Origin of the sequence: Nostoc sp., assembly GCF_036917355.1 — a bacterium.
Classification (GTDB): domain Bacteria; phylum Cyanobacteriota; class Cyanobacteriia; order Cyanobacteriales; family Nostocaceae; genus Nostoc.
Genome location: NZ_JBALDP010000111.1, coordinates 166,577 through 181,064, shown reverse-complemented (window position 1 = coordinate 181,064; position 14,488 = coordinate 166,577). Strand labels below are relative to the sequence as shown.

The 14,488-nt window shown below is 40.6% G+C and carries 7 protein-coding genes; 3 read left to right on the top strand and 4 right to left on the bottom strand.

The annotated features are described in order from the left end of the window. Positions 1–25 precede the first annotated feature (25 nt). Entirely contained in the window at positions 26–1,354 is a 1,329-nt protein-coding gene (locus tag V7K53_RS33640) for a hemolysin family protein (RefSeq protein WP_335201766.1), read from the top strand. Positions 1,355–1,595: 241 nt separating this feature from the next. Here the strand turns inward: V7K53_RS33640 and V7K53_RS33635 are convergent, their stop codons facing one another. Beyond that, positions 1,596–2,777, bottom strand: coding sequence for an aldo/keto reductase (locus tag V7K53_RS33635; protein WP_335201765.1), 1,182 nt, complete (start codon positions 2,775–2,777; stop codon positions 1,596–1,598). Positions 2,778–3,615: 838 nt separating this feature from the next. Here V7K53_RS33635 and V7K53_RS33630 point away from each other — a divergent pair. Next, a complete protein-coding gene (locus V7K53_RS33630) occupies positions 3,616–4,731 on the top strand; it encodes a hypothetical protein (protein WP_335201764.1) in 1,116 nt (371 codons plus the stop codon). Here V7K53_RS33630 and V7K53_RS33625 read toward each other — a convergent pair. The 3 genes from V7K53_RS33625 to V7K53_RS33615 all read right to left on the bottom strand — a co-directional run bounded on the left by V7K53_RS33625 (position 4,715) and on the right by V7K53_RS33615 (position 12,029). Beyond that, a complete protein-coding gene (locus V7K53_RS33625; RefSeq protein ID WP_335201763.1) occupies positions 4,715–4,882 on the bottom strand; it encodes a hypothetical protein in 168 nt (55 codons plus the stop codon). The genes V7K53_RS33630 and V7K53_RS33625 overlap by 17 nt on opposite strands. Positions 4,883–4,896: 14 nt before the next feature. Further along, on the bottom strand, positions 4,897–10,851 hold the full coding sequence (locus V7K53_RS33620; RefSeq protein WP_335201762.1) for an amino acid adenylation domain-containing protein: 5,955 nt from the start codon (positions 10,849–10,851) through the stop codon (positions 4,897–4,899). A gap of 275 nt (positions 10,852–11,126) precedes the next feature. After that, complete coding sequence (locus V7K53_RS33615) at positions 11,127–12,029, bottom strand: methyltransferase domain-containing protein (RefSeq protein ID WP_335201761.1); 903 nt, start codon at positions 12,027–12,029, stop codon at positions 11,127–11,129. Between the two features lie 1,003 nt (positions 12,030–13,032). On the opposite strand from V7K53_RS33615, the gene V7K53_RS33610 reads away from it, so the two are divergent. Next, complete coding sequence (locus tag V7K53_RS33610; protein ID WP_335201760.1) at positions 13,033–14,475, top strand: sugar transferase; 1,443 nt, start codon at positions 13,033–13,035, stop codon at positions 14,473–14,475. Positions 14,476–14,488 lie beyond the last annotated feature (13 nt).

Sequence of the window (14,488 nt, the reverse complement as noted above, 5' to 3'; positions counted from 1 at the left end):
GCTCTGATAAGCGGCAATTTTAAACATGTCCTCCATCACTTTTGAAATTTTAATCATTTTGGTGCTAATTATTGCCAATGGCGTGTTTTCTATGTCTGAGATGGCGATTGTCTCGGCACGGAAAGTAAGGTTACAGCAGCTTGCCAATCAAGGAGATGCCAAGGCAATGGCAGCATTGAAATTAGCGGAGTCTCCAAATCATTTCCTGTCAACTGTTCAAGTGGGTATTTCCCTGATCGGTATCCTAACTGGTGCTTTTGGAGGAGCAACAATTGCCAACCGACTGGCAGTTTATGTAAAACTTGTACCTTTGTTAGCACCTTATAGTGAACCGATATCTTTTGGAGTAGTGGTTTTGATCATTACCTATTTGTCACTGATTGTTGGCGAATTAGTACCAAAGCGTCTGGCATTAAACAACCCAGAAAGAATTGCATCGACTGTAGCTATTCCAATGCGTGCTTTATCGGCGATCGCTTCGCCAATGGTATATCTATTAAGTGCTTCTACTGATTTGATCCTGCGAGTGCTGGGAATTACAGCTTCTACTGAGCCGCAAGTCACCGAAGAAGAAATTAAAATCTTAATCGAGCAAGGCACAGAGGCGGGAACCTTTGAGGAAGCTGAACAGGATATGGTAGAGCGGGTTTTTCGTTTAGGCGATCGCCCTGTAAGCTACTTGATGACACCCCGTCCTGATATTGTTTGGCTAGACTTAGACGACTCTGCCGAAGAAAATCGCCAAAAAATGGTTGATAGTGCTTATTCTCGGTATCCAGTTTGTCAGGGGGGACTTGACAATGTGCTGGGTGTTATCCCTGTCACCGATTTATTAGCCAGGAGTTTCCGAGGGGAACCACTAGATTTAACGATCGGATTACGACAGCCTGTATTTGTGCCAGAAAGCACCCGTGGTTTGAAAGTTTTGGAGTTGTTCAAGCAAACTATCACTCACATGGCGTTGGTAGTGGATGAATACGGCGTAATTCAAGGATTGGTTACTCTCAACGACATCATGAGTGAAATCGTGGGTGACGTTCCTTCAACGGATGGACAGGATCAACCACAAGCTGTACAACGCGAAGATGGTTCCTGGCTTTTGGATGGGATGTTGCCTGTAGAGGAGTTTTTGGAACTTTTTGGTATGGAAGAGTGGGAATCTGAGGAACGCGGCAGTTATCAAACATTAGGCGGTTTTGTGATTACCCATTTAGGTCGTATTCCTGCCGCAGCAGATCATTTTGAATGGCAAAGTATGCGAATTGAAGTAATGGATATGGATGGTAATCGCGTTGATAAGGTGCTAGTCGTACCGAAGGCAGTTAAATCAGCAGATACGAAAAAAGCTGAGTAGTATGGGGCATAGTAGTTCCGAGTTCCGAGTTCCGAGTTCCGAGTTCCGAGTTCCGAGTTCCGAGTTCTGAGTAAATATTAAGTGAGATTTCCCACTCAGCACTCAGCACTCAGCACTCAGCACTCAGCACTCAGCACTCAGCACTCAGCACTCAGCACTCTTGAAGGGCATTGGGCATTGATAATTATTGTTTACTATTTCCCATACCCCATAATAGCCAATGCCCTATTTATGCAATTTATCAAGTGCGAGATAGACGTTTTACTTCTTCACCCGCTAACAAATGATGAGCTTGTTCCAAAAGTTGGGGGATTTTATTGGCGTAGGGATGATGGGCGAGACATTGCCGCAAGTCTAATTCATCTAGCCGGTCGGCTTTGTTGCCGGGAAACCAGTGGCCGCCATTGCCAAGCAGGTTGTAGCGCATTTTAGCGTAGTCTACTAAGTCGTAGGCGATCGCTAAATTCCGCAGCCACAAAATCACCCGAATATTTACTTCACCAGGGGTTTCGTCAAAGGTTGGTAGATTTGTTTCCCAGGATTTTACCCAATCTTCTCCCAAAGTAGCGATCGCTTCTTCTTCCAATCTTGCTAAAATTGGCGGCAAAATTTCTGATGCTCGATCTATTAATTCTAAAGTCTTCAGATGTTCATCAAAATCTTGAGGTTTTGCTGCTCCCAAGCTCAGGGTATGTACCTCTTGATGACTTAAACAAAACAAATCATTAAACACCATTGGACTCAACGGGGCGCAAAGATTTACTAATTTTTGGGGAGGCTCATACAACAAACCTCCTTTATTAGATGGGCTAATAATAAACACCCCCATATCGTGGCGTTTAGCTGCTTCGATTGCCGCCCAATTCCATTGATTAATGTAGTACCAGTGCAGGTTCACGTAATCAAATTGATTGGTATTAATTGTCTGCACAATCATATCTGTCGAGCCATGTGTCGAAAAGCCAATAAATCTAACTTTTCCCTCTGCTCGCAACTGCTGTGCTACTTCCAAACAGCCGCCAGGACGGATGCTTTCATCTAACGACTCAGGATGATTAATGCCGTGCAACCCTAAAAGATCAACATAATCTAACTGGAGATTTTTCAATGATTGTTCAAACGTCTCCCGAAATTCTTTCGCATCTGCCTTTGGATTGATTTTTGTCTGAACAATCAACTTTTCGCGGGGAAACTTGGGCAATATTCTCCCCAATTGCATTTCAGAAGTGCCATAACCACGGGCAGTTTCAATATGATTAATCCCAACTTCGACTGCCCTTTTAATAGTCGCTTCCAGATTTGCCTGGTTATCAGCAGGAATTTCATGATTGGGAACATCCTCCCATTTGAACTGATATCTCATGCCACCGCAGGAAAACACTGGCATCTGTAATTCTGTGCGTCCAAATCTTCTATATAGCATCAGTGGATTGTGGATTGCTTACCAACTTAAAATCTAACAACGATAGTCATTCCAGCTTTTAGTGCCACAATCATTCCCTCTGTTCAATATGTGACACTAGCAATATTCATCGCATTCTTAAATCGGTCAGGTCTTTTGGTTATTGGATTTTTACCTACCAATATTCCAGTTCCACAGAATAATTATCTCATCCTAGTAGTCTGTCAGGGTTGAAACGAGGGATAGAGTCGTTTAAGCTTAATGCGTGCATCATAGGACAATTCTGCCGCACGCATTCTAGTACTTCAGATGATGTCGCTTCTGGTTGAGGGCTTTTTCTTGCCATTCATACACCACATATTCTCTGCGTTCTCTAGTTTACTTGAATATCTCAAATTCTCTAGCAAACTTTGCCACTCTAGTTTTTTTAAGTTGGTTAACTGTCGAAATTCTCGACACTTTATTACCTGAGCATGTTTATTGAACTAATCCTAGAGTTATCAAAAAACCTGTATCAAAGTTCTGCTTAAAAAAGCCTCAACATCGAGGTATTAGTACTAAAATGAATCCTCCTGTTTTTCTTGTTATTAGCACTGCGTAGTCCTAACTGAACCGTATTGGGCTATAATTAGGCGATTTTTATAGGTTAGCACTTTTTCAACTTCTCCCGAAACCACTCAAATGAGAAAAGTTCCTCGTCTTTTATTCGAGCGTTTGAGAGATATTGCCGTTTACGCTACTTGATTGAATCAAAATGGATAAAGTCGAGCTTAGACCGTTAGAGAGATAAAAATCAACAGCAAATATATTAACAATAAATAAACAGTAGCAAGACTAACATTTTACTATTTTGGTGGGTATGGATACAATAGTGGAACTGTGCAGCACGCAGGGTTGGACAGCACAGCTTGTCATCGCTCAAGAATTTACAGCTTCAGAAGATGCTGCGCTTTTCTTCTCAGGCACTCAAGGTTTTTTAGCCTTGATAGCTGGACTGTTGCTGGCCTTTGCCTTTCAGCTGCTACTAGCAAACTTTTTCATTGCCTTGGGAATTTCATACTCCACTCCTGAGCATGAATTAGATACTAACAGCCAAGCATTGACGGACGATAAGATTAATCAAGTTGGGATAATAGTTGGGTTGCGAACGTTAGGAACTGTAAGCATTACATTATTTCTTGCTTGTTTTCTAGCGGTGAAACTTTGCCCATTACATGACCCGCTATTGGCAGCAATTATTGGTCTGCTCATTTGGGCAGCCTACTTCTTTTTACTGGTATGGGTCAGTGCTACTACGGTAGGCTCGGTACTTAGTTCTGTTTTAGATCGGGCAACTTCTGGCTTGCAAGGCATTATCGGTACAGCAACTATAGCCTTTGGTGCGAAGACGATCGGCGATCGCGTTGTTTCCACAGCAGATGCAGCGGCAGCCGCAGTTCGTAACGAACTGGGTTCAGCGATAGATCGAACCAGTATCCGCAAGGCAATAGACAATTATTTAAACCAGCTACAACTATCTCAGCAAGAGCGACTAGAAATTGAAGATGAGTTTGAAAAATTAGTCGCCCAACCAGAAATGCAATCTCTCAGTAAGGAGAATTACTTACGCAATATCGGCCGTAAAACCTTTGTGGATATAGTCGATAGTCGCACAGATTTTTCAAAACAAGACATTAATTGGTTTGTAGACTCTTTTGAAGGCTTTTGGCAGCAAATTTGGGGTCAGCAACCCCAGAAAGTGCAAACTAATGGATTGCCGATCGCTCTAAAGTCTGGCGAACCAGAAGAGCTAAAGCGCGAGCAACTAAGTGCCAAGCTAGAGCAATTTATTAACCAAATTAGCCAGCAGCAAGCTAGACAGCAAGCGGAAGCTACCCAAAAGGTGGCAGAAACTGCTGCTTGGTGGCTGTTTAGCACGGCTTTTTTCTCTGCTGCTGCTGCTGCGAGTGCTGCTGCAATTAGTATAGGTGTTTAATTTTCTCCAACCAAGCTAATTGAAACGTATACACCAGCCCTGAGCGATTTTGCCATTCGTGGTAAACAGTTTCTAGTAGCACCACAGCAACAAAACCAGCAGCAGTCAACAATAGAATCCGTTGCCATTTAAATTTTGGACTATTTTGCATTGTGGTTTTTCATTTTAATTCTTTGCAGACTGAGACTGCGCCTGAGTTAAGCAATTTCTCAATTTTTCAGCTAACACTTGTACATGAGGTTCTTTAAGTATGTCAAGGTGAGATCCGGGAATGTAATGGATATCTAATCCTCCAACTACTACCTCGTCCCAGCCGAATTGAGGAGCGTATTCTATGCCTATAGCTTCATCCCGATTTTTATCCTCTGTCCGCAAAAGAATAGCTCGACCAAGATAAGGTGAAAAAGTATAGTCACTAAGGGCTTGAGTGTTAGTATCTATAATCTTTAAATGCTTGTCAGTTTCAGGTACATGAAGTACGTCTTCCAAGTAACGGTTATATGTATTTTGCAGTTCTTGTTTACGCCAATAACTCCATCTCACAATCTTTTGCCAAAGGTAGTTAGGCCCTTGTTGAACAATGTTATTTAAATGCAAAAAAACTCGCTTGAGAAATGGCGACTGCCAGCTATAACCTAGACGACAACTATCAAGCATAACTAAAATGCCGACTTGTTCGCCTTGCTCTTGGAGTTGCCGAGCCATCTCAAAGGCAACTGTACCCCCAAAAGAATAACCACCGAGAAAATAAGGGCCATGAGGTTGAAGGGTCTGAATTTCTTGAATGTAGTGCGCTGCCATATCTTCAATGCGGGTATGGAGAGGGTATTTTTCATCTAGCCCTCGTGGTTGTAATCCGTAAAATGGTTGTTCTGTCCCCAGATGTAATGCCAATTCACGGAAACATAAGACTTCTCCACCCAGCCCGTGAATACAGAAGAAAGGTGGCTTGGAACCGTTGGGTTGAATTTCTACCAAGGATGACCAGCTAGATTTTGACTGATTTAAGGTATTTACTAAAACCGAGTCTGTTGTTAAATCTTCTTTTTGGTAGATTATTTTGGCTAGAGCCTCTACAGTCCCTGACTGGAAAAGAATGGCAAGTGGCAGGTTTTTACTAAATGTCTTTTCAATTTGCCAAAACAGTTTTACTGCTAGGATAGAATGTCCTCCTAGCTCGAAAAAGTTATCCCTAACACCAATGGGTTGGACACCTAAAATTTGTTCCCAAATCTGGGTTAACTGGCGTTCCACTTCATTGCGGGGAGCAACAAAGCTGGCTTCTGGCTCTTGCCTTGATAAGTCTGGTGCTGGTAGAGCGCGACGGTCTACCTTGCCGTTGGGGGTTAAGGGCATGGTATCCAGCAAGACAAAAGCCGAAGGTACCATGTACTGTGGCAATTTTGTCGAGAGGAAGCCCCGGATATCAGTAATTGTAATTACTGAGTCTTGATTTGGTATAATGTAAGCCACCAAACGTCGATCGCCAGGAACATCTTCACGGGCAATCACTACAGTCTGGAGTACATCTGGGTGTTGGGCTAACACCGTTTCAATTTCCCCTGGCTCAATGCGTATCCCCCGGATTTTGACTTGATGATCTTGGCGGCCGAGAATTTCTAAAGAGCCATCTGGACGATAGCATCCGCGATCGCCTGTATAATAAAGCCAATCCTGGCGATCGTTCCGAAAAGGATTCTTGACAAACCGAGAACGGTTTTCTTGCTGGGCATTGATGTAGCCCAAACTGCGGAATGGAGTTCGGATTACAATTTCGCCTGGTTCACCGATACCGCATGGTTGGTGATTTGGTGTGAAAACCAGTGCTTGGGTTTGCGGCAGCGGCAATCCTACTGGCTGTACACCAGGGCTACACTCAACAGGTACTTGGTAATAACATTTCGCCAAGGTTGTCTCTGTCGGCCCGTAGAGATTAACTATTTCACCAGATTCGGGAAAAGCATCCCGCCAGCGAACTACAAGTGTTTCTTTCAGAGGTTCTCCAGCCAAGAATAACCAGCGTAAGTTACGTAAAGAGACTCCTGACGGCACATTCGCTAACCATAATTGCGCCAGTGAAGGAACTGTATGCAGTACAGAAATTTGCTCATTTTCCAAATAACGTAGAATTCTCGTTGGTTCTAAGTTATCCTCTTCTTCTGGCAAACAGAGGGTTGCACCACTAGTTAAAGGTAAGAAAATATCTCTAAGAACGACATCAAAAGAAAGACCAGTTAATTGGGCAACGCGGTCTTGCTGATTAATTTCAAAGGTCTGTCGTTGCCAGTTCAGAAAATGCGCCAACCCTTTATGACATCCCAGCACCCCTTTGGGTACACCAGTAGTGCCGGAAGTAAAGAAAATATAAGCTGCATCGTCGGCAGTTATGTCAGGTAGATTTACTGTTTCAATACTATTTTGGGAATTTATGGCTTCTCCTGTATCTGGGTTGACACAGATGCTAGTTAAAGACTCCCCTATCTTTTCGTCTTTTGGATGGTGACCATCAATATATAATATGTATTTAGCTTTAGCTTCCTGTAGCATCAGCCGCTGGCGTTGCCTGGGAAGTTTCGGATCGAGGGTGAGTAACACACCGCCACTCAAGAGTACGCCAAGCATACTGGCAATTAGCCCAAAGCTTCGTGTACCATACACGGCTACGACATCTCCCTGCTCTACTCCGTGAGATAATATAACCCGTGCTATGGTTTGAGCTATTTTGCCCAACTCCTCATAATTCCAAGTACGAAATCCTTGACGAAGTGATGAATGTTCTGGGGTACGATGTACCCAAGAGGTAAACATTGTTGTCGTCAATTCATACTGTGGTTCTGGCAAAACCGCTCTTAGCTCTGGCAGCAAAGGTCGTGCTTCTGGTGTCACCAATGAATACAAACTAATCTGTCTCTCTGGAGCAGCAACAATTTGATTTAGCAAGTGATGGAATTGATGAAGCATTTCCATCATCCGTTCTGAAGTAAACAAATCGGTGTTGTAGACTAAATCAAGTTGGATTCCTTGATTTTGTTCTGTAACGTAAAGGGTTAAGTCGAACTTAGAAGCTGTTTCTAGGATCGAGACTGGTTCGATAGCCACTCCAGGTAGTTCCAGTTGGATGTCCCTTAAGTTGAGCATATTAAACCACACTTGAAATAGTGGGTTGCGACTGGTATCTCGCTCTGGTTGCAGTTCTTCTACCAGTTTCTCAAAGGGCATATCTTGATGGGCATAAGCAGCTAATGCCATCTGGCGAACTCGATTTAGCACTAAACGAAAACTGGGGTTGTCGGCAAAATCAGTCCGTAAAACAACGGTGTTAATAAAAAATCCAATTAACTCTTCAATCTCAGAACGGTTACGTCCGGCAATGGGAGAACCGATAAGAATGTCTTCTTGCCCAGTGTAGCGGTGCAGTATTGTCCCAAAAGCTGCCAGCAATGTCATGAATAGAGTGACACCCTCCTGATGTGAGAGTTCTGTCAGTGATGCACTCAAAGTCGGCGGTAGCATCAGAGATTGGGATGCCCCTTGGTAAGTTTGTACTGGTGGCCGTGGTTGGTCGGTAGGCAATTCCAGTACAGTATTAGCACCTGCTAATTGGGTTTTCCAATAGTTAATTTGCTTGGAAAGTACTTCACCTGATAGCCATTGGTGCTGCCACACAGCAAAATCCGCATACTGAATGGGTAATTTTGCTAATGGGGAAGGCTTACTACTCAAAAAGGCTTCATAAAGCGCTATTAACTGCTGCCAAAGAATACCAATTGACCAACCATCTGAGGCGATGTGGTGCATCATTAACAAGAGTATATGCTCCTGCTCGTCTACTTGGAGCAAAGTAGCACGTAGCATTAAGTCAGATTCTAAGTTAAAGGGGTGTTGCACCTCTTGATTTAGGAGAAATTCTACTTGGTCTTTTGTTACCTGAATAATTTTGAGTTCCACTGGCCGAGGCGTGCCAATTACTTGTATGGGACTACCATCAAGTGATGTAACAAAGTTGGTTCGTAATGCCTCATGATGGACGACGATCGCATCTAATGACTGTTGCAATAAACCCAGGTTTAACTTACCCGTTAAGCGCTGTGCATTGGAGACTATATATGCTGCGCTGTTCGGTTCCAACTGCTCCAAAAACCAGACTCGCTGTTGGGCAAAGGATAAAGGTGCCGATTGCCGATTCGCTATTTGGGGAATAGTCTGATTTTGGGGATCATTTTCTGGAGTTTGGTTTTGGGCAATCGCTTGAGCTAAAGTAGCGATCGTGGGATTCTCAAATAAGAGTTGCAACGGTATTTCTATTTGAAAAGCTTGGCGAACTCTAGACATCACTTGAGTGGCCAGCAGTGAATGCCCTCCCAATTCAAAAAAATTGTCGTGGATGCCTACTTGTTCCAGACGCAAAACTTTCGCCCAAATGTCAGCTAAAACCTCTTCTGTCGAATTCTGAGGTGGAACAAAGTTAGTTGACAGCTTAATATCAGATGTATCCGGTGCAGGTAAGGCACGGCGGTCTATTTTACCGTTGGGATTTAATGGCAGAGTGTCCAAAAATACAAAGAAACTAGGCACCATGTATTCAGGCAACCGAGGTTCCAAAAAGCGACGCAATTCAGCCTGACTAGGAATTTGCTCTGGACTGGCAACAATATATGCCACGAGTCGCTTGTCCCCAGGCACATCCTCTCTGGCTATGACTAAAGTCTGCGTCAGTGACGGATGTTGAGCTAGTATGGCTTCAATTTCTCCTAATTCAATTCGGAAGCCACGTATTTTAACTTGGTAGTCAATCCGACCAAGGAACTCGATATTACCATCGCTCAAATAACGTGCCAAGTCCCCAGTTTTGTAAAGGCGGGCCCCAGGTTCAGAGCTAAAAGGGTTGAAAATAAACTTCTCTGTGGTCAATTCTGGACGGTTCAGATAGCCTCGCGCTAGACCAATACCGCCAATGTGCAGTTCACCTGATTCACCAACAGGCACTGGCTGCAAATTTTCATTGAGGATGTGAATCTCTGCATTGGTAATTGGACGACCAATGGGTGCAATAGCATAATTAGTGCCCCGTTGGCAACTCCAGAAAGTAGTATCAATTGAAGCTTCTGTCGGGCCATAGCAATTATGTAAAACATTGTCCAAATTCAGTTGGACAAAGAAGCGTTCTATAAGTTCGCCAGGTAAAGCTTCACCACCGCAGGTAATGTGTTTGATAAATCGGCAATTCTCAATTCCCTTCTCTTCCAACAAGACACGCAGTATGGAAGGTACTAAAGCCAGAACTGTGATTTGCTGCTCAGTAATTACCTTCACAAGGTAGGCTGTATCTTGATGTCCACCAGGGCAAGCTATGAACAATTGCCCCCCAAAGCACAATGGCCAGAATATCTGCCACACTGAGGGGTCGAAGCTAAAAGAAATAGTTAGTAAAACTTTGTCTGCGTGAGTTAATCCAAAAGTTGTTTGCTTCCAGTGGAGTTGATTGCAGATACCACGGTGAGGGATCGTTACACCCTTAGGCTGTCCTGTAGAACCAGATGTGTAGATTACGTAGATGAGGTTATCAGCCGTCGTCTCATTTACAGGATTTTCTTGACTGTTTTGAATATTCCCTTGCCAGTCTAATAAGTCCAGACAAACCACTTGTGCCTGATGCGGTGGTAAGTTCTTGACCAATTTTTCTTGGGTTAACAATACTGGTGTTTGGGTGTCTTCCAAGATGAAAGCTAAACGTTCTGAGGGATATGCCGGATCTAAAGGCACATAGGCACCTCCAGCTTTGAGAATGCCTAGTAGTCCTACAATCATCTCTAAGGAGCGCTCTAGGCATATACCTACAAGTACTTCTGGCCCAACGCCTAAAGCACGTAGGTGGTGCGCTAGTTGATTTGCCCGCTGGTTTAACTGTTGATAAGTAAGTTGTGTATTTTCACATACTACAGCAATTGCTTGGGGCGATCGCTCTACTTGCATCTCAAACATTTGATGAATGCACAGATCCTGATGATGAACTACTTGGGTGTCATTCAATTCCTGTAAAACTTGATTGCTGATGATGTTGTTTAAGGTATTTAAGGTAATATTTTGCTGATATTCTGATGTCTGACTATTTATCTGCATTTTCTATATTAAGTTACAGTGGGCATAAATAATTAAAGTTTATGAAGACGTAAATAATTAAAGGTTGATTACTAAAAAAGATATAAGTAAATATAGCCCCCAATGTATAGAAAATCAGAACAATATTATTAATAACTCTCAGATAACCAACATAATAGCAATTTTGAATGATACACATACTAGGAGTACACAGATACGTTGTGCACCCCTACTAATTATAAATAATTGCAAATTGCTATAACACTTACCAAACTCAAAAGTTGCAAAGTTGCTATTTAGTTTTTGACTATTACCAGTGCCTTCATTTCAGCATTGAGTAGAGGTTGATGATAATTTTTTTGGAGGTCTGGCACAGGTTTTCCATCTACAATAACTTTGTAGATTTTTGCATGACAGTTGCTCGCTAAATTATCAATAATTCTTGTTTTAAATGCAGCAGGACTATAAGTTCTAGCAAAGCCTTCATATGCACCCCATCCAGCAAAGCTTGCAGTATTGTCAAAAATTGTGATTGCTTTGTCAACATTAGACTTCTGAATACGTTTATTGTTCCAGATTTCTGCATATTCGTTAGTTAAAAATAGCGGTGCAATGACAAGTTTTCTGCCCACTTTCAATAAACGTACAGCCTCTTTAATAAACTTAATATCCAAATCATCTCGAAAATGCTCAAAAGAGTGATGACAGCTAATTCCATCTAAAGATTCATCTGGGAGAGGGATCGCATCGATAGAGCCACCAATGTACTTAATTCCATCTGTGACTTTTCCATCCAATAAAGAGTCTTGACAGTAAGCATTCAATTTGAAGTCCGAAACTGCCATTAAAGCCTTTATATATTCAGCTTTTTCACCACCAGCAGCATCTAGTATTTTATCACCCTCTTTCAAATCTAACAGAGTCATTGTCGTCAAATATTCGAGTGGCTTGGAATGGATGAAATCAAGCTGATTATATTTACTCAGTACATCTGAATTTACAAAATCCCTATAATCTTTTTCAGAAAAACATAAATTATTTATTTCTGTCTGTGCTTTTCCTATTTCCGAATCATCTGTGGCTCGTAAAATTTTATTAACTTCTAAATTATTGAGACGCAAATTTGTCAGTAAACTCCACTTTTTACTGGTTAAAAACCTACCCAATCGGTCTAATATATCTAATTTACTAGTCACCATACTTTTCTCCATGTTTTATTGATTGAAATGAAACTCTAAATTATTACTATTACAATTGAATCCAAAAAATCAAATTTCTGTTTTAGCCAACAAACACTAACACTTACACGCAATTATAAAAGTACATTATCCTATCTCAGTAAAATCTACTGAATGAAAAATAGTTTTTACAAAATCTTCATTTTGTCTCTAATTATATAAAATTAATGTAAAGTCGTAATATTATTTTTTTGAAGAATCTAGGCGAACCTTATAAAATCCAACTACGTTTGTAACATCAGTCTTCTACTCTAAACTACAGTCTCGTCGTTAAAGTTGCTGCTCTTTTAAGACTTCATTTAGAAATATCCATAAAACTGACTCAATAAATATTCAATAATGTAAACTTTTATTACAAACATCAAATTTTTGATGCGTTTTGTTATATATTGTGTATACAATTTGGTATCAGTAATTATGCTTAAAAACAATAGATACAATAAGACAACTTTATATTCAAAGCTAAATTAGCCTAAATAAATATGCTAGAGTAATTTCTGAGGTTATATCAATCATTCTATACCTCGAAGAAGTGAAACTCTCCAAGATATCTGCGATATCCATAATTAAGCTGATGTATTAGTGACTTGGAAAATTATAATATTTTTATTTTGCCTAATTGCTTGACTCTTAACATCATACTTGCTTGATTCTTAACATCAGCAGTTTTGTTTAACTACTAAATAATCTAAATTGATCAACAAATCCTTTTTTTCATTAATTTTTAGAGACTAAAATGTGATTATAGGCTGCAATCACACCTAGGTATTTCGGTAGTAAAACGGCAACACAAACCGACCCTGGAGGATGCTTTTGATAAAAAACTTAAAGTTACTCCAAAGAAAACGGTTAAGGCTAGACTAAAAAGTCAAGGTTTCTTTGTAAATAAAAATAGTGAGATACCCAAATTGTCTTGTATATCTAACCTCCTATCAAATTTTACCTACACCAAGTGTTCCTAACTATGAGTAATCAAAGCATTACAACAAATAAATTCAGTGAAGTACCTTTGGATTTACGTGCATCGACATTTGTCACGGTACGTAAAGGTTCATGGTGGTTGAGATTAACAACATTATTCTTAGTAGACTGCACTCTTTTATTTCTAGCTTGGGTTTTAGCAGCATATCAATCTACTTATGGACATTTTTATTGGTATATACCGATTCATTATTTACCAATCTTAACAGCTATTGGGATTCAAATAGGATCGCTAGCTGTCGAGGGTATTTATCGAGAAGGTCAAAAACGCTATGACTATTTCAATATTATCAAATCGCTAACTTTTGCTCATGGATTAATCGTTTTAGTTAGTTTTTTGTATAAACCAGTTGTTGATATCACACGTCCAAGATTAATATTATTGCCTTGGCTGCTAAGTATATTTCTTATTTGTACTGGTAGATACGCTGTAAATATTACTCTTGAATATCTACGCAAGCAGAAAAAAATAGTTCGTTCTTCTGTTTTCATTATTTGCGATCCTCAAGATCGCGAGCAGATTGCGAGTTTTATAAAAAAAGAAAAGCATTACATTATATCTGGAACGGCGAATGCTAATTCACTAGACAGATATCAGCGTCAGCAAACATTGTCTCAACTTAATCAACTAGGAGTGACAGAAGTTTTTATATCTTGGGATGCGCTAAAAAATAGAATGTTTTTGTGCTGGCTATTTCAAGCATCTGGGATACAAGTACATATTTTACCGATGGAATTAAAACCAATTTATAAAAACGTACAATTTAACAAAATAGGTGGAATGCCTTGTCTGAGTTTGGATTGTCCGATAATTACAGGTAAAGATTTTTGGATAAAGCGTAGTTGTGATTTTTGTTTTGCAACTTTATTTGTAATGTTATTATTCCCGATTTATATAGCTATAGCTATAGCTATAAAACTTGACTCTCCAGGCACAGTATTCTACAGACAAACACGTATAGGTTTACATGGTCAACAGTTTAAAGTATGGAAATTCAGAACGATGAGGTCTGATGCGGAAAAATTACAGAAAGAATTAGAAGCTTTAAATGAAACAAAAGATGGAATTATCTTTAAAATTAAAGATGATCCTCGCATTACCCCTGTTGGAAAATTTCTCCGTCGTTATAGTTTAGACGAATTACCTCAACTTTTTAACGTTATCCTTGGAGAAATGAGTATAGTAGGGCCTCGCCCTTTACCTACAAGAGATGTTGAAAAGTTTTCTGAACACCATTTTATTCGGCATGAAATTTTACCTGGTATTACAGGTCTTTGGCAAGTCTCAGGTCGCTCAGATATTTTAGATTTTGAACAAGTGATTCATCTAGATATCAGCTATATCGAAAATTGGTCGCTTGGGTTAGACTTTGAAATTCTCCTTAAAACAGTTATGGTGGTTTTGAAAAAAGATGGTGCTTACTAACAGTAAAAATCCA